At 65.8% G+C, this 23,510-nt stretch carries 21 protein-coding genes and 2 pseudogenes; 7 read left to right on the forward strand and 16 right to left on the reverse strand.

The window, feature by feature from the left end:
* Window positions 1-459: 459 nt before the first annotated feature.
* A complete protein-coding gene (locus IX761_RS18890; RefSeq protein WP_194791082.1) occupies window positions 460-750 on the forward strand; it encodes a hypothetical protein in 291 nt (96 codons plus the stop codon).
* A gap of 37 nt (window positions 751-787) precedes the next feature.
* On the opposite strand, the gene IX761_RS18895 is transcribed toward IX761_RS18890, so the two are convergent.
* From IX761_RS18895 to IX761_RS18920, 6 genes are all read right to left on the reverse strand, one after another.
* Window positions 788-1,108, reverse strand: coding sequence for a helix-turn-helix domain-containing protein (locus IX761_RS18895; RefSeq protein WP_194791083.1), 321 nt, complete (start codon window positions 1,106-1,108; stop codon window positions 788-790).
* Window positions 1,095-1,415, reverse strand: coding sequence for a transcriptional regulator (locus IX761_RS18900; RefSeq protein WP_194791084.1), 321 nt, complete (start codon window positions 1,413-1,415; stop codon window positions 1,095-1,097). Before IX761_RS18900 ends, IX761_RS18895 begins: the two co-directional genes overlap by 14 nt.
* Before the next feature lie 113 nt (window positions 1,416-1,528).
* Window positions 1,529-2,191, reverse strand: coding sequence for a hypothetical protein (locus tag IX761_RS18905; RefSeq protein ID WP_194791085.1), 663 nt, complete (start codon window positions 2,189-2,191; stop codon window positions 1,529-1,531).
* A gap of 117 nt (window positions 2,192-2,308) precedes the next feature.
* Window positions 2,309-3,391 carry a pyridoxal phosphate-dependent aminotransferase gene (locus IX761_RS18910; protein WP_194791086.1) on the reverse strand — a complete coding sequence of 361 codons (1,083 nt, stop codon included), beginning with the start codon at window positions 3,389-3,391 and terminating at the stop codon, window positions 2,309-2,311.
* 93 nt (window positions 3,392-3,484) lie between these two features.
* Window positions 3,485-4,066: a biliverdin-producing heme oxygenase gene (locus IX761_RS18915; RefSeq protein WP_194791087.1), complete on the reverse strand. Its 582-nt coding sequence runs from the start codon at window positions 4,064-4,066 to the stop codon at window positions 3,485-3,487.
* Between the two features lie 66 nt (window positions 4,067-4,132).
* On the reverse strand, window positions 4,133-4,918 hold the full coding sequence (locus tag IX761_RS18920) for a sulfite exporter TauE/SafE family protein (RefSeq protein ID WP_194791088.1): 786 nt from the start codon (window positions 4,916-4,918) through the stop codon (window positions 4,133-4,135).
* Window positions 4,919-5,109: 191 nt separating this feature from the next.
* On the opposite strand from IX761_RS18920, the gene IX761_RS18925 reads away from it, so the two are divergent.
* Window positions 5,110-5,493, forward strand: a complete 384-nt coding sequence (locus IX761_RS18925; protein ID WP_194791089.1) for a RidA family protein — start codon at window positions 5,110-5,112, stop codon at window positions 5,491-5,493.
* A gap of 170 nt (window positions 5,494-5,663) precedes the next feature.
* Here IX761_RS18925 and IX761_RS27690 read toward each other — a convergent pair whose 3' ends face one another.
* The 3 genes and pseudogenes from IX761_RS27690 to IX761_RS18935 form a co-directional block, all read right to left on the reverse strand.
* The gene (locus IX761_RS27690) at window positions 5,664-6,404 is read right to left on the reverse strand and encodes a methyl-accepting chemotaxis protein (protein ID WP_416366804.1); all 741 of its coding nucleotides are present in this window, start codon (window positions 6,402-6,404) and stop codon (window positions 5,664-5,666) included.
* Between the two features lie 114 nt (window positions 6,405-6,518).
* A pseudogene (locus tag IX761_RS27695) lies at window positions 6,519-7,550 on the reverse strand (cache domain-containing protein); the annotation flags it as partial.
* A 150-nt stretch (window positions 7,551-7,700) separates the two neighbouring features.
* Window positions 7,701-8,579, reverse strand: a complete 879-nt coding sequence (locus IX761_RS18935; RefSeq protein WP_194791091.1) for a LysR family transcriptional regulator — start codon at window positions 8,577-8,579, stop codon at window positions 7,701-7,703.
* Window positions 8,580-8,680: 101 nt separating this feature from the next.
* On the opposite strand from IX761_RS18935, the gene IX761_RS18940 reads away from it, so the two are divergent.
* Window positions 8,681-9,109 (forward strand): PACE efflux transporter, encoded by a 429-nt coding sequence (locus IX761_RS18940; RefSeq protein ID WP_194791092.1) that lies wholly within the window; start codon window positions 8,681-8,683, stop codon window positions 9,107-9,109.
* 49 nt (window positions 9,110-9,158) lie between these two features.
* Here IX761_RS18940 and IX761_RS18945 read toward each other — a convergent pair whose 3' ends face one another.
* The gene (locus IX761_RS18945; protein ID WP_194791093.1) at window positions 9,159-10,193 is read right to left on the reverse strand and encodes a hypothetical protein; all 1,035 of its coding nucleotides are present in this window, start codon (window positions 10,191-10,193) and stop codon (window positions 9,159-9,161) included.
* Window positions 10,194-10,286: 93 nt separating this feature from the next.
* The gene (locus IX761_RS18950; RefSeq protein WP_194791094.1) at window positions 10,287-10,730 is read right to left on the reverse strand and encodes a GNAT family N-acetyltransferase; all 444 of its coding nucleotides are present in this window, start codon (window positions 10,728-10,730) and stop codon (window positions 10,287-10,289) included.
* A 188-nt stretch (window positions 10,731-10,918) separates the two neighbouring features.
* On the opposite strand from IX761_RS18950, the gene IX761_RS18955 reads away from it, so the two are divergent.
* A complete protein-coding gene (locus tag IX761_RS18955) occupies window positions 10,919-11,479 on the forward strand; it encodes an isochorismatase family protein (protein WP_194791095.1) in 561 nt (186 codons plus the stop codon).
* Window positions 11,480-11,520: 41 nt separating this feature from the next.
* Here IX761_RS18955 and IX761_RS18960 read toward each other — a convergent pair whose 3' ends face one another.
* The 4 genes from IX761_RS18960 to IX761_RS18975 form a co-directional block, all read right to left on the reverse strand.
* Complete coding sequence (locus IX761_RS18960) at window positions 11,521-12,216, reverse strand: GntR family transcriptional regulator (protein ID WP_194791096.1); 696 nt, start codon at window positions 12,214-12,216, stop codon at window positions 11,521-11,523.
* Between the two features lie 19 nt (window positions 12,217-12,235).
* Window positions 12,236-12,937: a FadR/GntR family transcriptional regulator gene (locus IX761_RS18965; protein WP_194791097.1), complete on the reverse strand. Its 702-nt coding sequence runs from the start codon at window positions 12,935-12,937 to the stop codon at window positions 12,236-12,238.
* 70 nt (window positions 12,938-13,007) lie between these two features.
* Window positions 13,008-14,318 (reverse strand): C4-dicarboxylate transporter DctA, encoded by a 1,311-nt coding sequence (locus IX761_RS18970; RefSeq protein ID WP_194791098.1) that lies wholly within the window; start codon window positions 14,316-14,318, stop codon window positions 13,008-13,010.
* Window positions 14,319-14,527: 209 nt separating this feature from the next.
* Window positions 14,528-14,842 (reverse strand): helix-turn-helix domain-containing protein, encoded by a 315-nt coding sequence (locus IX761_RS18975; RefSeq protein ID WP_194791099.1) that lies wholly within the window; start codon window positions 14,840-14,842, stop codon window positions 14,528-14,530.
* 276 nt (window positions 14,843-15,118) lie between these two features.
* Here IX761_RS18975 and IX761_RS27700 point away from each other — a divergent pair.
* The 3 genes and pseudogenes from IX761_RS27700 to IX761_RS18985 form a co-directional block, all read left to right on the forward strand.
* A pseudogene (locus tag IX761_RS27700) lies at window positions 15,119-15,400 on the forward strand (PAS domain-containing protein); the annotation flags it as partial.
* Between the two features lie 174 nt (window positions 15,401-15,574).
* Window positions 15,575-16,684, forward strand: a complete 1,110-nt coding sequence (locus IX761_RS18980) for a methyl-accepting chemotaxis protein (RefSeq protein WP_416366805.1) — start codon at window positions 15,575-15,577, stop codon at window positions 16,682-16,684.
* A gap of 12 nt (window positions 16,685-16,696) precedes the next feature.
* Entirely contained in the window at window positions 16,697-18,385 is a 1,689-nt protein-coding gene (locus tag IX761_RS18985) for a putative bifunctional diguanylate cyclase/phosphodiesterase (RefSeq protein WP_194791101.1), read from the forward strand.
* Window positions 18,386-18,654: 269 nt separating this feature from the next.
* On the opposite strand, the gene IX761_RS18990 is transcribed toward IX761_RS18985, so the two are convergent.
* Window positions 18,655-23,472, reverse strand: a complete 4,818-nt coding sequence (locus tag IX761_RS18990) for a dermonecrotic toxin domain-containing protein (RefSeq protein WP_194791102.1) — start codon at window positions 23,470-23,472, stop codon at window positions 18,655-18,657.
* Window positions 23,473-23,510 lie beyond the last annotated feature (38 nt).

Raw genomic sequence — 23,510 nt, forward strand, 5'->3', positions numbered from 1 at the left:
GGGCGGCGCCAGGAGCTGGGGGCGGGGGTGTTCATTGCGTGTCTCGGTGTGGGCTGCGTTTTCACTGTAGCCAATGCCGACTTGCGCGATTCGGAGCGCCTTCCGAATCGGATTTTCCCTATTCCATGTAGTCCATTTCCCAATCAAGCTTTTCCGGCCTTTCGGCGGTTGTCCTGTTCCCGCGCGCTCCGTAGTCTCGCCAAGTCGTCGCCAATTCGACGGCCGGGTGTGCAAGCCCGCAGGTACAGCGCAACTGCAAGTCGCCAATGGCGGCTATGCGTGGGAGGCCTTCGGGCCTGCCGGGTTCCTGTATCCTCGGTCTTGCACACCTGCGCATAGCTGCCACCCCATTCGAGTGCAAGCGGATGTCGGCAGTTTTCCCATGACGGTACAGGAGTGCTGAACCATGCTGAAAATCGTGCCCGATCCCCCTCGCACTGTGTCCCGGGAGGTTCGCCCATGACCACCGACACTCTCACCACCCGAACCTCCCGACCGACCACGGCCCATGCCCACTTCGGCACCTGCCACGACGCCCATCCACCGATGTTCTCGGTGCGTGCCGGTATCGATGGCGAAGATGCCCTGGTCTGCGCCGTCGCGGCGCTGCAAGCCGCCTACGAAACCAATGCCACGGCGCTGGAAAAGGCCGACGAGCCACTGCGCAGCCTGCTGGTGGCCACGGAAAACTCGCTGGAGAAGGGTTTGGCGTTGACCACGGCGGTGCTGGAGGGCATAGAGCGGGGTTGATCGATGACAGCGGGCCGCTCAAGCGGCCCCTTTTGTTCTAGGCCGTGCGGCTCTGCAGGACTTCACGGAACACATCGGGCCGTGCGGCGGCAATATGCAACAGCGATCGTGCCGCCCCTGAGGGGGTACGTCGACCTTGTTCCCACTCTTGCAGCGTGCGTACCGATACGCCAAGCAGTTCGGCGAATTGAGGCTGGGAGAGCCCCGTCTTGCTACGCGCCGCGGCGGCCTCGGTCAACTCGACCTGATGCACCGCGCCATATGCCCCGGCTTTGACATCGCGAATGGCCTGTAGCAGCTCATCGCCAATGTTGCGCTTGGCATCGCGCTGCAACAGCTCTTTTTCAGTCAGGGGCATGGTTCATTTCCTTCACGATCTTGCGCAGCAGGTGCGCGGGGATGTTCTCAGTGGCGCTCTTGCCGTAGATGAGCAGCGCTACCAGGGCGCCATTGGCCAACTCAGCGGTATAGATCACCCGCACCGCGCCGCGTTTACCCTGGCCTTCCACGCTCCAACGCACCTTGCGACATCCGCCAGAGCCCGGGATCACAGACCCGACATCAGGATGGTTGGCAAGGTGCTGCATGAATGCGCCGTGTTCATCCTCGGTCCAGTAGTCTGGCCATAGCTTGGTGAAGAGTGGAGATTCAATGATCGTCAGCATACTGCATCCCTACGTCGTTGACGTAGGGATTTTGCTGTCAGTAGCGGTAATGCAAAAGTGATCGCGTGTTTCCAGGCGTTGCGGGTCGCTGCTGTCACACGTCGGCAGCAGGCTCAGATTGAACTGCGTGCCGCTCCTGTCGCTGGCACTGGCTGCAGGGGTTGCGCGGGGGCGGCCGGGGCGATGGCCTGCGGCTGTGGCGCTTCCTCCGGCAACTGCGGCCCGCGGGCCTGCTGGGCGTAGTGACGGATCAGTTTCCAGGTGATCAGCGCGCCGCCAGTCAGGGCGATAAGCACGATCAGCACCACCAGCGCGGCTTTGCGGTCATCCTTGCCTTGGAACAGCTTGGTCACCCGCTCGAACGCCGCCGGCATGGCATGGGTGGCGCGCTCCAGGCGCTGGGCGGTGGCGAAGGCGTTCCACGCAGCCACGGCGATGTTGCTGAAGTTACGTTCGCGCCAGGCGTTTTCCAGCGAATGCACGGTGATCACCACGGCGCTGCCCATGGCCGGGATGATGATCAGCAAGTACCAAAGGCTGCTCACGGCATCGAGGTATTCCTGGGGCAATTGGCCGTTGGCGTAGAAGTACAGGGTCACCAGCAACAGCAGCACCGAGCTGAAGCCCAGGGTGGCTTCGATGGCGCCGGCCCAGGCCAGCAGGCGCATGGTGCCGCCGACATAGCGGGCCTCGTCCCAGATCTGGCCGACGGTGCGGCAGTTCCACCAGCTGATGGCAAGGTTGAGCGCAGAGACGAGGATGAGTATGAGCAGCATTGCCGGGTGACTCCTTTCAGTCGGCGGGTAGAGGCCAGTGGCCATGATCGGGCATGGCCATTGTCAATGCAATTGCAAGCAGATGTTTCCTTGCAATCGCCTCCCCCTTTTGCGTGCTCAGGCGGCGGTCACCCGCGCGAAGGCTTCACGGAACCTGCGCATGTCCGCTTCGTCGCCCACGCTCACGCGCATCCAGTTCGGCCAGCTTGGCCATACCCGGCCGACCAGCACCTGCTCCCGGGCCATGCGCTCGACCAGCGGCTGCGCCGGCTGGCGCAGGTCGATCATGAAGCAGTTGGCCTGGGAGGCGGTGCAATGCCAGCCGCGCTGGCCCAGCCAGGTGATGGTCTGGTCGCGCAGGCGGGCGTTGTCGGCCTTGCGCTGCGGCACCACGTTCGGGTCTTCCAGGCTGGCCAGGCCGCCCAGCAGGGTGCTGGCCGGGGCCACGTTCTCGCCGTCGTACAGTTCCAACTTCTGCAACAGTGGGGCCTGGCCAATGGCCAGGCCCAGGCGTGCGCCAGCCATGCCGTAGAGCTTGGAGAACGTGCGCAGCACCAGCAGTTCGGGGTGGTCCTTGACCAGGTCGAGGCAGCTGGGGGCATCGCTGAAATGGATATAGGCCTCGTCGACTACCACCACGCTGCCGGCCGGCTTGCGTGCCAGCAGGCGTTCGATGTCCTGGCGCGGCGTGAGGGTGCCGGTGGGGTTGTTGGGGTTGCACAGGTAGATCAGCCCCGGGTTGGCGTCGGCTGCCAGCATGGCGTCTATGTCATGGGCGTGGCGCTTGTCGAGGGCGACGGCGTGCACCGCAGTGCCGAAGCCCTGGGCCGCTTCGGCGGGGGCTTCATAGGAGGGTTCGGCGAGGACCAGGCTGCGCGGGCCAGTGAAGGCCATCACGGCATGTTGCAGGGCCAGTTTCGAACCGCAGAACACCTGCACCTGCTCTGGCTGCAGGCCGTGCTGTTCGGCGAACAGGTCGATCAAGCGGTACTGCGCCTTGTACGGGTAGCGGCCGCTCTGGGCGATCCCCGCCTGCATTGCCTGGCGCGCGGTGGCGCAGGGGCCCCAGGGGCTTTCGTTGTAGTCGATCTGCACCGGGCCTGTGGCCGTGGCGGCTGTAGCCTCGGCCCAGTGCAATTGGCTTAGCACGGGGAGGGCAAGGCCCAGGCCGACCAGCGAGCGACGTGATATCTCGGTCATGTCTCAACATCCCTGTTGTAAATTGTTACATGTAGGGACGAGGCTGGCTGGCGGGGATTAAGGGTGGCAGTTGGCTTTCATGGCGGGCTGTCGTCAATGGGCCAATACACGACGCGCCGCGAGCCATTGTTCAAAGCAATCGAATGTGCTGATTGCGGCCTGTACCGTGCGGGCTTCGGCTGCCGTGCCAAGCGCGGCCTGGGCGAGCCGGTCGAGGAAGCTGCGCCAATGGGCGCCGGTCAATGGCCCGTACACGTCGAGAAACGCCGCGCCGCTGTCACTGTCGATACCCAGGCGTTCGGCCATCGCCCGTTTGAGTACCTGGCCACCCAGGGTGGAGCCTTCGAGCACGTACATCACGCCCAGGGCGCTGGCTTCGTCGTCGATGGCGGGCAAGGTGCCACAGAGGGGCAGGGCGGCGAGCTCGGCGTCGCTCAGGCCAAGCGCCCGCAGGTCGTGCCGCAGGGCGGGAGCCTTGTGGCGCTGGGTGGGCTGGTGATCGGCCAGGGCGAGTTCCAGCGGCGCATGGAAGCCCAAGTAGGCCGCCAGCAGCTGCCGGTAGGCGTTCAAGTCGAAATGCTCGCTGAAGAACGGCAGGCGCTGTTCCAGGCGTTTATGGCTGGCGTGGGTGCCTTCACGCAGGGCAAGTAGCAACGGGCTGGGGGGATTGGCCATCGGGCGGCTCTGGCAGTGGGGACAGGGCCCGATACTGACAGATTCCGCCGACAAGCACCTGGTTGATCAGAACGCCAGCTTGTAGCCGATCAGCAACAGCATGGTCGCCAGGCAAGGCCGCAGCACGCGGTCGGAGATGCGCCCGGTGAGGTGGCTGCCCAGGTAGATGCCCGGCAGCGAACCCAGCAGCAGGTAGCCCAGCAGCGACCAGTCCATGTTGCCCATGCCGGCATGACCCAGGCCGGCCACCAGGGTCAGCGGTACGGCGTGGGCGATTTCGGTACCCACCAGGCGGCGGGTGACCAGGAACGGATAGAGCAGGAACAGTGCCACGGTGCCCAGCGCGCCGGCGCCGATCGAGGTCAGGGTGACCATCACGCCGAGGATCACGCCGGTAACGACGGTGAGGATGTTGAGGGTGCGGTCGCTGAGGTGGTAGTGGTCACCGGCATGTTTGCTGGCGAATGCTTGCAGGCGCGACTTGAACAGGATCGCCAGGGCGGTGAGGATCAGCACCACCGCCAGGCCTTGCTTGATCACGGCATTGAGCGCCGAAGTGTCGGTGTGCAGGGTGCTGAGGAACCACAGGGTAAGCGCTGCGGCAGGCACGCTGCCCAGGCTCAACCAGCCGGTGATTTTCCAGTCGATGTTGTTGTTGCGCCCGTGTACCCAGACGCCGCTGGCCTTGGTGATGGCGGCATACAGCAGGTCGGTGCCCACGGCGGTCGCCGGGCTGATGCCGAACCACAGCAGGATCGGGGTCATCAGCGAGCCGCCGCCAACGCCGGTCATGCCGACGATGAAGCCCACGACCAACCCTGCAATGGTGAAACCGAAAGAACCTACATCCATACGCTACTCGACGCCCAGCTTGCCCGTGATCGGATGCTTGCCAGCATATAGATTTTTTTATAGCCAAATAGACTTGTTCGTTATTAGGTTATAACCGCGTCGCAACGGCGACCCTGCGGGCCTTGACCGCCGCAGGCGAGCCAGTGAGGCTATTGCCGGCACGTATCAACCGACCCCCATGGAGGTATCCCGTGAGCAATGATATCCAGCGTTTCCCCAGCAGCCTGCCGTTTCCCTTTTCACGGGCGGTGAAGGCCGGCGGTTTTCTGTTCCTGTCCGGGCAGGTGCCGATGAGCGCCAGTGGCGAAGTGGTACGCGGTGACATCCAGGCCCAGACACGGGCCGCCTGTGAGCGCATCAGCGAGAGCCTGGCAGCCTGTGGCGCGCGTTTCGACCAGGTGGTGAAGGCCACGGTGTGGCTGTCGGACATGAGTCACTTCGCGGGTTTCAACGAGGTGTACAAGGAGTTCTTCGGTGCGGCGCTGCCGGTGCGCTCGACGGTGGCGTCGGCGTTGGCGCTGGGGGTGGATGTGGAGATCGAAGTGCAGGCGTTCGTCGGCGAAAACCAAGCCTGATGGCTGGCACGAACCCTTGTAGGAGCGGCCTTGCCGGGGCGCCGGACCGGCCGGAAAGGGCCGCGTAGCGGCCCCAGCAATCTAGGGCGCGAAGTTAAGATGCCGGGGCCGCTATGCGGCCCTTTCGCGACACAAGGCCGCTCCTACAGCGGCCTGCGCGCTCTCACAGGTCAGATACGGAAGCTGCCCACCAGCTGCTTCAGGCGCCCGGCCTGCTGGCTCAGGGCGTCGCAGTGGCGCAGGGTTTCGTTGAGGTTTTCCACCCCTTGCTGGTTCAGCGCGTTGATCTGGGTGATGTCCAGGTTCAGGCTCTCGACCACGGCAGTCTGCTCTTCGGTGGCGGTGGCCACCGACTGGTTCATGCCGTCGATCTCGCCGATGCGCTGGGTGACGCTGGCCAGGCGCTCGCCGGCCTCGTTGGCCACCTGCACGGTCTCTTCGCTGGACACCTGGCTGGTGTTCATGGTGTGCACCGCTTCGCGCGAGCCCACTTGCAGGCTGGTGATCATGCGGTGGATCTCTTCGGCCGACTCCTGGGTACGGTGGGCCAGGTTGCGCACTTCGTCGGCGACCACGGCGAAACCACGCCCGGCCTCGCCAGCGCGGGCGGCCTCGATGGCGGCGTTGAGCGCCAACAGGTTGGTCTGCTGGGAGATGCCCTTGATCACGTCGAGAATCTTGCCGATCTCGTCGGTGCTGGCGTTGAGCGTCTCGATCTGCTCGCAGGATTCGCTGATGCGTTGCGACAGCGCGGTCATGGCGTTGATCGCTTCTTCCACCACGGCGCGGCCGCCATTGGCCTGCTCGCTGGCGCCGCTGGCATGCTGCGAAGCGTCGGCGGCGTTGCGCGCGATCTCCTGGGTAGCAGCACCCAGCTCGTTGATCGCTGCGGCCACGCTGTTGGTGCGCATGCTCTGTTCTTCGGAACCGGTCAGCGAGGCGTTGGAGGCACCTACTACTTTTTCCGACAGGTCATGCACCAGGCGGGTGGCCGACGACACTTCGCTGATCGAGGCGTGGATACGCTCGACGAAACGGTTGAACGAGGTGGCCAGCTCGCCGAACTCGTCCTTCTGCTCCACGGCCAGGCGGCGGGTCAGGTCGCCTTCGCCTTCGGCGATGTCCTGCATGGCACGGCCCATGGTGGTCAGCGGGCGCATCAGCACCGGGATCAGCAAACCGAGCAGGCCGGCGATGACGGCCACGGCGATGAGCATGGCGATGATCGCCGAGGTGCGGAACTGGCTCAGTGGGGCGTAGGCCTTGTCCTTGTCAATCGACAGGCCGATGTACCACTGCGCCGACGGCAGGCCTGCGACCGGGGCGAAGGAGATGATGCGGTCCTTGCCGTCGAGGCTGACTTCCTGAATGCCGGGCTCGACCCGTAGCGGCGAGCCTGGGTAGATGTCCTTGAGGTTCTTCATCACCCGGTCCTTGTCCGGGCTGACGATGACCTGGCCGTCGCGGTCGACCAGGAACGCATGGCCGATGCCGCCGAAGTCCACGGCGTTGATGATGTCCACCAGGGTGTTCAGGCTCAGGTCGCCACCGACCACACCCAGCATTTCGCCGTTGGCCTTGGCCTTGACCGGCATGGCGATGGTCACCACCAGGCCACCTACGGCGGCCATGTACGGCGGGGTCAGCATGGTCTGGTTGGCGGCAACCGCCTGGCCGTACCAAGGGCGCTTACGCGGGTCATAGTCGTCGGGCATCTTGACGTCGGGGCGCTGGGTGAACAGGCCGGTGTTCTGGCCGAAGAAGGTGAACTGGAAGTTGCTGGTGTAGGACGGCTGGTCGACCAGGCCTGGCACGTTGCTGCCGGCGCCTTGCTGGGCGATGTCCTGGGCCAGGTTTTCCAGTACCAGGATGCGCCCGCTCATCCAGTTCTGCACGCTGCTGGCGGTCTGCAGGCCGGCCTGGCGGACCGACGATTCGATGTTCTGGCGGATGGTGTTGCGCTGCAAGTAGTCGTTGTAGAGGGTGAACAACGCAAATGCCAGGACGACGACGCCGCAGGCACTGAGCAGGATCTTGTGGCGGAATTTCAGGTTCATGTTTCGAGACCTTGATTCAGTGAGGGGAGGGCGCCGCGTGCTTGTGGCACGAGTGACGGGGCCTGTTCCCCAGCTATCGGCCGTTTGCGCAAAATGTTGAAGCACTAAATGTCGCAGGTTCTGGCAGGTATCCCCTTATGTTGTGACAAATCACTTCGAGGCCAGCCGTTGCACCAGCGCCCTGGCTGCCTGCCCCAGGGGTTGCTGCTTGAGCCAGAACGCATGCACCGGTAGCTCCAGGGCATTGTGGGTGTTGCGAAAGTCCAGCCGCACCAGGCGCCCGGCAGCGATCAGCGGGGCAACCCGCGACAGGGGCAGGTCGCCCCAGCCCAGCCCCGCCTCGACCATCTGCAACGCCAGGTCGAAGCTGTCGGTGCGCCAGTGCGAGGTGCCGATCGACGAGCGTGGGTCGGTCAGCGGCAGGTCGCGGCTGCGCACCAGGATCTGGCGCAGGTTGACCAGGTCCTCGAGGTCGCGGATGCGCCCCTCGACGTAGGCCGGATGCCTCGGCGAGAGCGTGGCCACCAGCGATTCCATGGCGATGTGCTGGAAACTGCGCCGTGGATCGACCTGTAGCCCGGCGAAAGCCAGGCACAAGTTCACCCGGCCCTCGTCGAGCAGGTGCAGGGCTTCTTCTTGTGGCGCCGAGAGCAGTTCGATGTCGAGCAGTGGGTGGCGCTCGCCCAGGTGGGCGATGGCACCGAGCAGCGGGCGCTGGTCGATGTCGGGCACCACGGCGATCGCCAGGCTGCTTTCCAGCCCGCGCGACAGCTCCAGGGCATGCACCGCCAGCAGGCCCAGCTGCTCGGCGATCAATCGTGCGTGGGGCTCCAGCGCCTGGGCCTGGGCAGTGGGGCGCACCTCGCGCGCGCCGCGCTCGAACAGCGCATAGCCCAGCTCCGCTTCAAGGTTGCCGATGGCCATGCTCACCGCCGAGGGCACCCGCCCCAGCGCCCGGGCGGCAGCCGAGAACGAGCCGTGGTCGAGCACGGCGAGGAACAGCAGGATGGTGTCGCTGGAAAAATTCATGGCAGTCTCCTTTCAGTAAATCTGAAAGCTGCCAACTTTTTCTGTCAAGCCTGGTGATGCATCCTTGCCGCCTTTCATGAACATCGCAACAAGGTAACCCCGTGCAAGGACTCCAACGCAAACTGGTCTACGTGACCTTCTACGAACTGATCGGCCTGTGCATGTCGACCCTGGGCCTGGCCTACCTGTCCGACACCCAGGCCTCGCACACCGGCCCGCTGGCGGTGATGATCACCACCATCGCCATGGCCTGGAACTTCATCTACAACAGCCTGTTCGAGCGCTGGGAAAGCCGCCAGGCCACCCGCGGGCGCAGCGTGAAGCGGCGGGTGGCGCATGCCATCGGCTTCCAGCTTACGTTGGTGGTGTATTTGATCCCGCTGATCGCCTGGTGGTTGGACATGAGCCTGCTGGAGGCGTTGGTGGTGGACTTCGCGTTCATCATCCTGGTGCCGTGCTACACCTTCGTCTACAACTGGGCGTTCGACCGAATCTTCGGGCTGCCGACCTCGGCGCTGGCGACGGCCTGAAGGTCATCCGCGGCCCTTTCGCGGCACAAGGCCGCTCCTACAGGGCCAATCACGGGACCAGGCGAATCAGTAGTGGCTCCTGTTCCCGTTCAGGCATCCGGTTCGCCAGCAAGCTGTCCTCCACCTGCCCCGACAGGTAGTACACCCCGGCCATGGCGCCGCTCTGGCGGTTCTCCATCAGTTCCTGCCATTCCTGGTTCAACGCCACATTGAGGATCACCCGCAGTTGCTCGACCATCTGCGGTTGCTCGCGGTCGTGGCTGACCATGCCGTAACCGGCCACCGCCAGCGAAATCAAGGTGCCCGCTGCCTTGCCCACCGCTGCGGCGATGGCGCTGGCGGCGCCACGCGGGGCAAGGGTGGCGCCGAGCTTCTCGCTGGCCTGGGTGGCCACCGACGAAAGCCCTGTCTCGGTCTGCCCCGGGCCTTTCGCGGCTTGTTGATGCAGGTGCTCGCGCAGCGATTGCCAGGCCGGTTGCTGGTCCAGCGACTTGGCCCTGAGCAGTTGATAGAGCGTGGCGTTGCGGGCGTCGGGCGGGCCGAGGGTGATGATCGGGATGCGGTTCAGGCGCTGGCTGAACTGCTCCGGTGGCGCGTTGTAGCGCTGGATGATCGCCGTCAGCTGCTGTCCGAGCAGTTGCAGGTACAGCTCGCTGGCGCGGTCGCGAATGCCTTCGGGGTTGATCTGCTCGGCCACCGGGTCGATCACCCGCTCGTGGTACTGCGTCTGCAGGTACAGGGCCAGACGCTTTTCCGGCGGCTCGGTGCCGTTGCCGCTGTTCATCTTGTACCAGGCCACCTTGAGGGTCAGCCATTGCTGGGTCCAGTAGCCGGTGAACCAGGGGATGAAGTCGTTTTCGGTGCGTTGCTGCACCTGTTCCTTCCACACCCGCATCGAGCGCCGGGCATAGTCGTTGGCCGAGCCTGCGGCGGCGGCCGAGGCTTCGATGATGTCCTGGTCGATGCGTTGCCAGACGGCAGGGGGCAGGTTTTGCGGGGGCGGTGGGGCCGCCGGGCGTTTGCCGGCACAGCCGGCGAGGGCCAGCAGGAGGCAGAGCGGGAGTGCCGCGAGGAGGGATTTCACGTGGGTTGCCTCCCAGGGAAGAGGCTGTGGGGGAATTATCCGAAGTATAGGTTGGGCCGCGGAGCGGCCCTCTGTGCAGGTTCGATTGGCATGTCAGCCCCCCAGTTTCAGGTGCAGCAACGGATAGGGATCACCCTGCCCATCCACCTCGGACCGTCCAATCCGGACGAACCCCTGCTTGAGGTAGAACCCCACCGCCTGGGGGTTTTGTTCGTTGACATCGACCTCGCTTACGCCCAGTTCATCGACCACGCTGGCCAGCAGTGCCTTGCCGATGCCCTGGCCACGGCAGGCGGGATCGACGAAAAGCATCTCCAGCTTGCCGTCATGCACGCCAGCAAAGCCATGGATGCGTCCGTCACCATCGCGCCAGGCGCGCAGCTCGACGAAACTCAGGTACTGCTCGCGCACCAGGGGGCGCAGACGTTCTATATAGCCTTCAGGCAGAAAGTCGTGGGTCGCCCGCACCGAGGCTTCCCAGAGCTCGGTGAGGCGGTCGTGGTGTTCCGTGCCCACCGGCACGATGCTGTGGTTCATGGTGTCTCCAGTTGAAAAGGGCCTCATGGTGGTCGCGCACCCCTGTGGGATCAGAAGTGTGTGCTGACTGTAGTGGCCCATTCGCCGGCAAAGCCGGCTCCTACAGGAAGTGCTTCGAATGGCATGGTACTGACCGCAGCGGCCACTGCGCTATGCTCGCACGCTGGTCCCTCACTTCGGAGACATAGGTGACTGCCCTCTGTGTTCCCAAAGCCGACGCACTGCTGTTGGTGGATGTGCAATGCGCGTTCATGCAAGGCCCGGACGCCGTTCCGGGCCACCTGGCGCTGCAGTTGAGCATCGCCCGCCTGCTGTCCAGGGCGCGCGCGGCCGGCGTGCCGGTGATCTTCCTGCAGAATGACGGTGACCCCGGTACGCCGGATGCCCCGCACAGCGCCGGTTGGCCGCTGTACTTCCCGCCAGCCCGAGGCGAGCACGTGCTGTTCAAGTGCGAGGATGATGGGTTCGCCGACACGCGGCTGGAAGCGCTGCTGCGCGAGTTGGGTGTTCAGCGCCTGGCCCTGTGTGGCCTGTTGTCGGAGATGTGCCTGGCGGCCACTGCCCGTGCCGCCTTGCAGCGTGGCTTCGGCGTGCTGCTACCCCACAATGGCCACGCCACCTATGACGTGCCGTCCGGCCCGGGCGGGTCGCTGGGTGTGCCTGCGGCCCTGGCGGCGCGGGCGGCGGAATGGTCGTTGGGGGATGAGGTGGTGATCTTGCCGGACGTCGACGCCGTGGTCTTTTCATAGGAGCCGGCTTTACACGTTGCCCCTCGCCAGCAAGCTGGCTCCTACAGGGGAGGGTGCTGGTCCAGGTCGAGCTTGGCTTCCAGGCGGTCCAGATGTTCGTGCATCAGCGCAAGCGCGGCTTCACCATCGCCATTTTCCACCGCGTCGATGATCGCCGCATGCTCCTGCCAGGCGCAGTGCTCGCAGCAGGGTGACTCGTAACGGGCGATGATCAGCGAGGTCATCGGCACCAGGCCATCGAGAAAGCGCGCCAATGGCGCATTGGCGGCCATCTGCGCCAGCTTCATGTGGAACTCGCCGCCCAGGCGGATCGCCGTGCAGCGTTCGCCCTGTTCATGGTGCTGGCGTTCGCGCTCCACCAGCTGGCGCAGCTGGCGGATCTGCGCCGGGCGCGCGCGCTGGGTGGCCAAACCGATCAGCGTGGTCTCGGCCAGGCGCCGGGCGCTGAGCACCTGGCGCGCCTGCTGCGGATCGGGCGCGGCCAGGTGCGCGGTGTGGCTGGGGCGCTGCACCACCACCTGCTGGTCGGACAGGCGCCCGAGCACCCGACGGATCACCGTACGGCTGACCCCGAACGCATTGCCCAGCGCCTGCTCGGGCAATGCACTGCCCGGCGGCAGGCGCTGCTCGAGGATGGCGTCGAACAGCCGGGGGTAGATCTGCTCCGCCGACAGGCGGGTCTCGCCGGCACCGAGCAGGGCAGGCAAGTGGGGGGCGGCTTGGGCGCAGGCGGTCATGGGCGCTCTCCTTCTTTATTCAGGGGCCTGGGTGGTCGTCCGGGATGTTCAGGGCGATGCCCATGCGCTCGCCTTCGGCGAGGATGTGCCGGCGCATCTGCAGGCTGGCCAGGGCGCTGTTGCGCTCGCGGATGGCGCGCACCACCGCTTCGTTTTCGCTCAGCCGCGCGGCCAGGTGTTCGGGCGACTTGCGCAGCATGTCGGCGCTCTCCTTGAGGGCGTTGCCGGTCTGCTGCACCACGCTCTGGAAGATCGGGTTGGTGGTCAGGGCGAACAACGCTTCGTGGAAGGCGATGTAGGCGTTGATGCCGGCTTCGCTGTCACCGGCGTCGAGGGCTTCGCGCATGTCCATCAGGGTCAGGCGCAGTTGGCCGATGTCCTGGCTGCCGGCCGATTGCGCCACCAGCCCGGCGATGAAGGGTTCGAGGGTGTAGCGCAGCTCCAGCACGTCGGCCAGGCTCGCCGCGGCGACCGCCTCCGGCTCGCTGGCGGTGGCGACATCGGCGTCCAGCACCAGCACGCCCTTGCCGGGCATCGAGCGCACCAGGCCCAGGGTTTCCAGCACGGTCACCGCCTCGCGCAGGCTGGGGCGGCTGATACCCAGTTGCTCGGCCAGCTCGCGCTGGCCGGGCAGCATGTCGCCGCTGCGCCACTGGCCACGGGCCAGGGCCTGGCGGAGCTTCTCCACCACTGAATTGACGACGGTCGATGAGCTGATCACGTTTCGCTCCTTGGTTGACGCTGCATCTTTGTGCCGAGCTGGCCGACGCTTGGCGCCGGCCACCGGGTACTTAGAATTCCTGTTGATGGGGTTGGCCCTGCTTGCGGGTGGGGGCGGCGAAACCAGGCTTGCCGGCCAGCACATTATTGGCGCGCTCCAGGTCGATATCCTTCTCCCAGCGGGCGATGGCCACGGTGGCAACGCAGTTGCCGATCAGGTTGGTCAGCGCGCGGCCGATGCCCATGAACCAGTCCACCGCCAGCACCAGCACCAGGCCCACCACCGGGATCGCCGGCACCGCGGTCAGGGTGGCGGCGAGGATCACCAGGGCCGAGCCTGGGATGCCGTGAGCCCCCTTGGAAGTCACCAGCGACACCAGAAGAATGGTCAGCAAGTCGGTCATCGCCAGCGGTGTGCCGGTGGCGTTGGCGATGAACACGATGGCCAGGGTCAGGTAGATGGAGAAGCCGTCGAGGTTGAACGAATAGCCGGTGGGGATCACCAGGCCGACGGTGGAGCTGCCGATGCCGAGGTGTTCGAGCTTGCGCATCACTTGCGGCAGTACGGCGTCGGAGGACGCGGTACCCAGCACGATGCTCAGTTCTTCACGCAGGTACTTGATCAGCGGCAGCAGCTTGAGCCCCGACAGGCGCATGACGGTGCCCAGGACGATCAGCACGAAGCCGGCGCAGGTGAGGTAGAACAGCGCCACCAGACCGCCCAGGTGCTGCAGCGAGCTGATGCCGTACTTGCTGGTGGTGAAGGCGATGGCGCCGAACACACCGAGCGGTGCCAGGCGCACGATCATGCCCATGATGCGGAAGATCACGTGGCTCAGCTCGTTGATCAGCCGCGAGATGCCCGAGGCCGACTCGCCCACCAGGTTCAGGGCGCTGCCGAACAGCACCGAGAACAGCAGCACCTGGAGGATGTTGTTGTCGGCGAAGGCGCCCACCACGGACGTCGGGATCAGGTCCATGAGGAAGGTGGTGGTGGTGTGCAGGTGCGCGCCACGTTCGGCCAGGGCACCGGCGTCGGCACTGGACAGCTGGTCGAGGTGGATGTTGGCGCCGCTGCCGATGCCGCTGGTGAAGGCGAACACCAGGCCGATCACCAGCGCCAGGGTGGTCAGCACTTCGAAGTAGATGACGGATTTGAGGCCGATGCGCCCGACCTTCTTCAGGTCGCCGGCGCCGGAGATGCCGCTGACCACCACGCAGAACACGATCAGGCCGATGAGCATCTTGATCAGCTTGATGAAGCCGTCACCCAGGGGTTTGAGTTGCAGGGAGAGCTCGGGGAAGCTCAGGCCACAGGCGACGCCGAGGGCGAGGCCGAGCACTACCTGGAGGAAGATCGAACGCGAACACCATTTGAGCATGGGAGGAGTCTCTGGTCGGTGTCCTTGCCCCCCAGCCACACGGAGCGAAAGAGTGCAGGACTTAATTATTGTGGTCTTACCGGTTTGTTCACTGCGAGGCTCATGTAACGCCGAAAAATCCTACAATGCAAGGGTTTTTGGCCTTACCGGTCTGACCAGTTGTGGTGCAGGATCGGCAAGAAGGCTCTACAAGGGTGCACAAGGGGATTTCAGGGCTTGGCGAGGACCTGATCGACGGCAGCGATCAGCTTGCCCAGGTCTTTGGTGGCGGCGTTGTGGATGACACCGAACAGGTAGGCACGCTGCTCTTGTTCGTCGTCCGGTTCGGCGAAGAAGGCTTTCGGCTTGACCCCCAGCGTCTCGGCGAAGTGCAGTAACGCCTCGACACTGGGGGTGTAGGTGCCGGTTTCGAAGCGGCTGATGGTCTTGGGGTCAAAGCCGGTGCGCTCGCCCAGTTGCGCCTGTGTGAGGCCCGCCAGTTTGCGGTAGCGGCGCAGGGCGGGACCTAGACCTGATCTCGTCATCGCTTAATTCCCATTTAGAATCAAGCACTTAACGATATCTATTCGCTTAAGGCAACGCCACGATTCATCACCTTTATTTGCAAAGTGTGATGGAATTCGTAGAATCGCCCGCTTTGACTGAACGGTCATTCAACTGCCTGCCTAAGGTGATCGCGCCCGGTTTCACGGTTGTGAAACGGCTGCCAGGCATTGGAGCCGGCCTGCCTCGAGCGGTTCCGGCACGCGGGTGCAGCCTGTCGGGCGGCCTGACGAATCGTTTGTGAATGGAGTCTCATCGTGCGTCTGAACCTGCCGGTCAATCCGGTCGAGCAAAGCTTCCCCGAGCATCAGCGGCTGATCTCCGCCACCGACACGGCCAGCCTGATCACCTACTGCAACGCCGAATTCGCCGCCATCAGTGGTTACAGCCAGGACGAGCTGATCGGCAGCCCGCACAACCTGGTGCGTCACCCGGACATGCCCGAGGCAGTGTTCGAATTGATGTGGCAGTACCTCAAGGCCGGCAAGAGCTGGATGGGCATCGTCAAGAACCGCTGCCGCAACGGCAACTTCTACTGGGTCAACGCCTACGTCACGCCCATCCTCGAAAACGGCCGGGTGGTGGGCTACGAGTCGGTGCGGGTGCGCCCGACTCGCGAGCAGGTGGCGCGCGCCGAGGCCCTGTACGCACGGCTGCGGGCCGGCAAGGCGGCGGTGTCGCCGGCACGGCGCCTGGGCCTGCTGCTGCGGGCCATGGCGGTACCGTTGCTGGGTGGCGCCCTCGCTGTGGGGGGCAATCGGCTGTGGCCGGGGCTGCCCGCGCAGGGCCTGACGCTGGCGCTGTTCGTCGCCGTCGGCGCCTGGGCGCAGAGCCGCATGGGCCGCCACCTGCGGCGCATCGCCGAGGGTGCCGGCGATACCTTCGGCGACCCGGTCGCGGCGCTGACCTACAGTGACCTGCACGGGCCGGCCGGCCAGCTCGAGCTGATCCTGATCAGCGAAGAGGCCCGGCTCAAGACCGCGCTAACCCGCCTCAGCGACCTGGCCGCGCAAATGGCCGAAGCCGCGCGTGATGCCGGCCAACTGTCGCGCGGCACCGAGGCGGCGCTGCTCGAACAGCGCGCCGAAACCGACCTGACCGCCACCGCCATGACCGAGATGGCCGCCTCCATCGGCGAGGTCGCCGGCCACGTGCAGCTCACCGCCCAGGAGGCGCACACCGCGCACTTGCTGGCCGAGCAGGGCAGCCAGGTGGCCGACGCCAGCGGTGCGGCGATCAATGGCCTGGCCGACACCGTCGGGCAGATCAACCAGGCGGTCAACGACCTGGCTGGTCAGACCGGTGCCATCGCCGAGGCCGCCGGGATGATCCGCGCCATCGCCGAGCAGACCAACCTGCTGGCGCTCAATGCCGCGATCGAGGCGGCACGGGCCGGTGAGCATGGCCGGGGTTTCGCGGTGGTCGCCGACGAGGTGCGTGCGCTGGCCGACAAGACCCGCCAGTCCACCCTGCATATCCAGGCCATCACCGACACCCTGCGCGGCGGCGCCGAACAGGCGGTGAGCATCGCCAGCCTGGGCATCGAGGGCGCGCAGCAGGGCGTAAGCCAGGTGGCCCAGGCCCAGGACGCGTTGCAGGGCATTCGCCAGGCGGTGCTGCGCATCAGCGACATGAGCCAGCAGATGGCCGCGGCCTCGCAGCAGCAGTCGGCGGTGGCCGAGGATGTTTCGCGGCAGATCAATGGCGTGGCCGGTACGGTCCAGCTGAGTGCTCAGCAGGCCAATGCCGCCGCCTCGCGCGGTGCAGAACTGGAGCAGGTGTGCGCCGGATTGCGCGCCCTGGTGGAGCGTTTCAACCGCTAGGTTGCCAAGGTTATGGACGACAACTACCGCGCGGCCGTGGACGCGGCCGCGATCTTTTCCGAGACCGACCTGGGTGGGCGCATCACCTACGTCAACCAGCAGTTCTGCAGTATCTCTGGCTACAGCCGCGAGGAACTGCTGGGGGTCAACCACCGCATCCTCAACTCTGGGTTGCACGAGCCGACGTTCTTCCTCGACATGTGGCGCTCGCTGGCAGCAGGGCGGGTGTGGAAGGGCGAAATCTGCAACCGGGCCAAGGATGGTTCGCTGTACTGGGTAGACAGCACCATGGTGCCGCTGATCGACCCGCAGACCAACAAGGTGCGCAAGTACGTGTCGATCCGCTTCGACATCACCGAGAAGCGCCAGCTGCTGCACACCCTGCAATGGCGCGTGGGGCATGACGTGCTGACCGGCCTGCCGAACCGCGCCTACCTGTCTGACTTGCTCAACCAGGCGTTGGCCTTCTCTCGCCGCGAACGTGTGCCGCTGGCGGTGTGCATGCTCGACCTGGACGGTTTCAAGGCGGTCAACGATGGCTACGGCCATGCCACCGGCGACCTGTTGCTGGTGGAGGTGGCCCGGCGCCTGCAGGGTATCCTGCGCGGTGGCGATGCGGTGGCGCGGCTGTCGGGTGACGAGTTCGTGCTGATCCTGCGCAATGTCGAGGGGCCGCGGCCGTTGCATGCCGCCTTGCAGCGCGTGTTGCAGGCCCTGGCCGCGCCTTATGTGGTGCGCGAGCAACCCTTGACCCTCAGCGCCAGTATCGGCGTGACCCTGTTCCCTCAGGATGAAGAAGACGCCGACACCCTGGTGCGCCATGCCGACCAGGCCATGTACGTGGCCAAGCAGCGCGGGCGCAACCGCTACCACCTGTTCGATGTGTCGCAGGAGCAGGAGCTCAAGGCCACCCACCAGACCGTGACCCGAGTGCGCCGGGCCCTGCGTGACGGCGAGTTGCGCTTGTACTACCAGCCCAAGGTGAACATGCGCAGCGGCCGGGTGATCGGCTTCGAGGCCCTGCTGCGCTGGCTGCACCCCTCGAAGGGGCCGGTGCCGCCGGGGGAGTTCCTGCCGCTGGTGGAGCAGACCGACCTGATCGTCGAACTGGGCGAATGGGTCATCGACCAGGCCCTGAGCCAATTGCAGCAGTGGCAGCAAAGCGGTTGCGACTGGTCGTTGAGCGTGAACATCGCCGCCCGCCAGTTGCAGCGTGGCGATTTCGCCGAGCGCCTGGCCCAGTTGCTGGCACATCACCCAGGTGTCGACCCGGCGTGTCTGGACCTGGAAATCGTCGAGTCGGTGGCCATCGACAACCTGGCGCACGTCGGCCGTTGCCTCGACGCCTGCCGTGCCCTCGGCGTGCGCTTTTCGCTGGACGACTTCGGTACCGGCTATTCCTCGCTGAGTTACCTCAAGCGCTTGCCGGCGCAGACCATCAAGGTCGACAAGTCGTTCGTGCGCGACATCCTGCATGACCATGACGACCTGGCGCTGACCACCGCAGTGATCGGCCTGGCGCGGGCCTTTGGCCGCGAGGTAGTCGCCGAGGGGGTGGAGAGCGTCGAACATGGCCGGGTACTGATGGGGCTGGGCTGCGAGTTGGCCCAAGGGTATGGCATCGCCCGGCCGATGCCGGCAGAGCAGGTGCTCGCTTGGGCGGCCGGCTATCGGCAACCCAGCGAGTGGTGCAAGGCGTGAAGGTGTTCCCGGCGGCGGGCCTGTGCGTGGGCGATGCCGGCACTCACGGGCGCCAACTGTCTTGCACAGGTTTTCTGTAGGAGCGGCCTTGCCCGCGAAGGCACCGCGCTGGATGGCACGGGCTACGCCCGTGTTCGCGGGCAAGCCCGCTCCCACAGGGATCGCGCAGGCTTTTTAGATTTTGAGCAAGACAGTTGCTCCTACAGAGGCCTGCGCAAGACAGTTGCTGCCACAAGGGGCGCGGTGGGCTTAAAAGAACGTGACCGCAATCATGCCAGCAGATCCGCGATCATGGCTTCGGTCAACTCGCGCAGCAGCGCGGCCTCGGCGGCCTGTCGGCTGCTCAGCAGCAACTGCGCCGCGCGCTGGTATACGGCGTTTTCGTCCGGGTAGCGATTGGACACCAGGTCGATACGCTGCAGCACACCGTCAATCTGCCACGCCAGGCCCTGCACATCGCCCAGCTCACGCTCCAGCGCCGCGACATACTCCGCTGCTACCGCCGGGCCGCGGTAGGCGCCCAGCGGCGCGGCTTCGCTGAAACTGTCGAAGTACTCGCTGGCCCCCGACCACCGCTCGGCCAAGGCTTCATAGGCCTGCGGCCGCAAGCGCCGTACCCAGGGCGCCCAGAAACCCTGGTCAACAGCCCAGTCGACCAGGCGTTGGCCGTCGGCTTCCAGGCTCACGGCGTCGGCCAGGCGGGCAAGGGTCGCCTCGCTCAGCCGCGCCAGGTAGTCGAAGCTGATTTCATCGGGTTGCGGTGGCAGACGCAGCACGTTGCGTAGGTGGATACGCGCATGCAGCGCCATCTCCACTTCATCGAGCAGGTAGTTGGGCTCAGTCAGTTCGGCATCGCTGAGGTCGTCGTCGCTGTGCAGCGGCGGGGCAGCGTCGCGGTCGGCCTGGTCCACCGCCTCGCCCAGGGCTCGGCGCCGGGCCACTCGGGCGTTGTACAGCTCTGCAATGCGGGTATCCAGCTGCTGCTGGCGTAGCAGGGCGGTGGCGCTGTCGATCGCCACTCGCTCGTCGGCAAGCCCGGGCGTGGCATGGATGACGGTCTGCCACACCGTGACCTCGGTCTCGACCTGCTGGAACAACAGGCTGGCCTGGTCGACACAGGTCATGGCGGCATCGTTGAGGGTATCGATGATGTGTTGTTGCACCTGGGCACGGCCCCACCCCCCGTCGGTCGAGCCCTGGCCATCGCCGGCCAGCGCCTCCAGCACCCGTTGCATGCGCTGGCGCATGGCTGGCGGGTGGCGTAGGAAGTCAGCAGTGTCGGGCAGGCGCTCCATCAGGTCGTACAGCGGTCGCCACTGTGGGTCGGGGTAAGTCAGGGCGATGTGATCGAGCAGCCTGTCAGGCCAGCCGGCAGACCACTGCGGCGGGCTGTCCGGGAGGGTGTGGGTGCTCAGGCCGGCGTCCTGCAGGCGGTTGCGAGCGGCATCGGTGAAGGGGTTTTCGTCGAAGGTGTAGAGGATGTCCTGGTCGCCTGCACGCACGGCCATGGCGAAGCTGCTGTTGCGCAGGTCCGGCGCATCGCTCAAGGCGTTACGGTTCAGTTCCAGTCGGCGCAGCACCAGCGGCTGCTGTTCGAGCAACCCCTGCAAGCCGATTGGCCATTGAGCGATGCCGGTGTATTCCAGGTCCAGCCATTCCAGCTGGGTCCAGCCGGTGACATCCGGCGGGAAGTCCAGTGGGTTCTCGTACAGTGACAGGCGGCGCAGGCGGTTGAGCCCGGCCAGCGCAGTACGCGTGGCTTCGTCCAGTTCGATCTGGTTCTGCCCCAGGTACAGCTCGCTTAGTGCCGGCCAGCGTTGCAGGGCCTGGAAGTGTTCGGCGCCCAGTTCCAGCTCATTGAGATCGGCCTGGAAGACCCGCAGCTCGGGCAACTGCGCGAGGCTTTCAAGGCTTGCTACCGACAGGGCTTGCAGCGCTTGGGCAAAATTGAGGTAGGTGAGCCGTGTCAGTCGGCCCAGGATGGCCAGTTGCCCGGGGGCGTCCAGGTCCAGCAGGGCGCCTGAAAGGTCCAGTGTTTGCAGGTGGGACATCAGGGCCACGGATTCAGGGATCATGGCAAGGGTACTGTTGCCCAGGTTCAGGTGCCGGACCTGGGGAAAGGCGAGCAGGAAGTGGTTGGGGTCGACCGAGGGCTCCAGATCTTGCACGGACAATTCACGCACGTGTGGCAGTTGCACGGGCAGGGTTGGTAGCTCGTCGAGGTACTGGCCATGGATGCGCAGGCAGACATGGTTGATGTTGGCGGCTACGTCGGGCTCGCTTTCCCGCCGCCAGGCCTGGCGGATACGGTTGGCCACCACGCCACGGCGTATGCGACGCTGCTCGAAGGTTCCCGCGCGGACATTGTCCGGGTCGTGCACCCAGCGTTGCAGGCTCTGATCCAACTGCCGGTACTCGCCGCGCAGGCGTTCGAGCAGACGGCCGAAGGCGCCCGGCCGGGGGCCCGCCTCGGCGCGCAGGGCGGCACGCAGCACTTCGCGGTCAGCCGTGGGCGAGGCGGGGTACAGCTGGTCGAACAGTTGGTCTTCACTGAGCCAGCCGCGGCCGCGGCCACTGAGCCGGTAGCCGATGCGGCGGTTGCCTGGCAGCCGGGTCGGTAAACGGTACATCGGCCGTATGGGCACCATGCCCAGGGTGTGGGCGGCCCGCCGTCGGTCGCTGACCGCCAGTTCGAACAGCGCATCGCACAACCCCGGCGCGTCATGCACCTGCAGTTTCAGGGCGACCCGCTCGCTGTCGGGTAGCGCCTGGAGAATGGCCTGGAACAGATCGCCGAGATTGGCCAGCACCTGGTCGCGCTCATCGCGGGGCTCGTATTGGCCAGCCTTGCGCACGATGATCTTCAGCTGCTTGCCCTCGGCGCCGGCGGCATGTACCAACTGGCCGTCCTCGCGCAGTTCAAGGCGCACGTCGCCGGACCAGCCCGGCAAGTGCTCCAACAGGCCTAGCGCCAGGGCGTCACGATCAGCGCTGGCGCCCGCGGACTGCTGAAGGCCAGCCAGCGCTCGGTTGATTCGCGCTTCGCGCTGATACACGCGGGCGGTATCGGCCATTTTCAGCGGTACCCGCGCCTTCTGGTGCAACCGAGCCAGGTCGGCCGGGTCGGCGCTCGCGACGATCTCGTTGCAGGCGCGCCGGCTGAGCGAAGGAAAATCCCGCTGCAGGACCTCGCTGCCAGGCAAGGGTGGCAGGCTGCCGGGCACTTTGGCGCCGAGCGTTTCGAAACTGTCGGCCAGCAGAGCGGGCAGCGGCTGGTGGTCGACCAGGGCCATGCGCAGATTCGTGGCGTCATAACCGCTGCAGCGCAGCGCCCGCTCCAGCGCCTGCTGGTCAAGGCCGGCGCCGACCGGGCCGACCCGTTGCAGCAACTGCGGGGTGTCCCAGCTCAGCGGGCGCTCGTGGGGCAGCAGCCAGGCACCCTGGTCATTGCCCAGCAGTTGCGGCTGGTGCTGGTGCCCGCGGCCTTTGCCCAGGCGCCAGCCGCCATGGCCGTCGCGCTCCAGCGGGCAGGCTTTGCCCTGGTGATCGAGCCAGGCCTTACCCTGCCAGTGATGAAGGCCGTCGGCTGCCGGCAGCGTGCCTTCGGGCCAGGGTGCGGGGCGCGAGAAGGGCGAGAGGTCACCAGGCCACAGGCGTTGGCGGTTACCCTGGGTGACAGGGTGCCATTCGTGCAAGGCGCCGGGGGTTTCGACGAACGCACCGGCGGCACCGAGCACCGCCACCTGCGCCAGGTTCTCCAGCACATCGAACAGCTGCTCGATGGCCGCCTCGGCATCGCCCTCGTTGGCTGCATGCACGCCGTCGAGGAACTCGCCGAGCAGCTGCGCACCGCCGATCACCATCATCACTTCGCCCAGCGCCGGTACGAACAGCGCGGCAATGTTGAGCACGCTCATGCCCAGGCCCAGCCAGCCGCTGATGCTGGCCAGCAGCGCGGCGCGGTCGCGCTGGGCTACCGGTACCGCGACTGCCGCAGCATCGTGCAGCTTGCGCTGCACGTGGGTGCGTGCCCGCTTTGTGAAGCAGTCGTTTTTCCACGAGGTGAAGGTCAATGGCAGGCGGGCGTTCTTGTCCAGGGTTTCTTGCCACAGGTCGGTGGGGGCTGGGAACAGCCGTCGAGTCCAATGGCTGGGGGCGTCTTTTTCCCGAGTTGGCGCACTGGCTTGCACGGTGGCATAGGGGTAGCTCGGGTACAGGGCGTCGTGCAGCTTGCTGGCGAACTCGGGCTGGCGTGCTTGATCGACATAGCGGGTGAACAGGCGGCGTTCGTCGTCCTTCCACAGCGCCTGGGTGAGCGCCCGGCTCAAGGCTTTGAACGAGCTGTACTGACGCATGGCCTGGCGACGATGCCCGGGCAGGTACAGTACGCAGGTTTCGCTGGTCTTCAGCGGGTCCAGGCGCAGCACCAAAGGGCCGTCGAGGGGGATGCCGAACAGGCTGAGGTAGCCGCAGTACAGGGTCCGTTGTTGGCCGTCGACGGTCACCTGGCGGGTGTCGGACAGTGCGGCCTCACCCAGTGTTTCGCCCAGTGGGTCCAGATGGCCCTGCAGGCGTGCGGTGGTCAGTTCGGCGGCGAATGCGGCGCGGTCTTGCGCGCGCACCAGGTCACGGAAAGCCTCGTTGTCGACGTGATCGGCCAGGTGGTACTGGTAGCGTTGACCCAGATCGAGGTTGCGTACACCGCTGACGAACACCTTGGTGTCCAGGTCGAGTGGCGTCGAACTGTCGTCGTCCTGGTAAAGCTTGACCTTGGCGCCGTCGTCGAAATTCTGCAAGGCAGCTTCGAGCCAGGTCAGGTCGCGCTGGTCGTCCTGGCTCCACAGCAGCGTGTTGTCCAGCGGCGGCAAGGTGGCGCCTGGGTACCAGCGTGGCAGGGCGTCTTCCAGCAGCGGCCGGCAGAATGCCTCGATCGGCTGCACGGGCTCCAGCGCCTTGGCCACGGCGCGGCTGGCGCGGTAGCTGGCGAGGGTGCGCTGCTTGAGCACATGCCGCTGGTGAGGGCTGGCGTGCTTGTACCATTGCGGGTGGTGTTTGTGCAGGTGGCTCAGGTGTGGCGAAAGGGGCATGGCTGCTCTCCTGGTGGGAAAGCAGCGAGGTTAAGGCC

The sequence above is a fragment of the Pseudomonas sp. UFMG81 genome (assembly GCF_015354575.1).
GTDB lineage: Bacteria > Pseudomonadota > Gammaproteobacteria > Pseudomonadales > Pseudomonadaceae > Aquipseudomonas.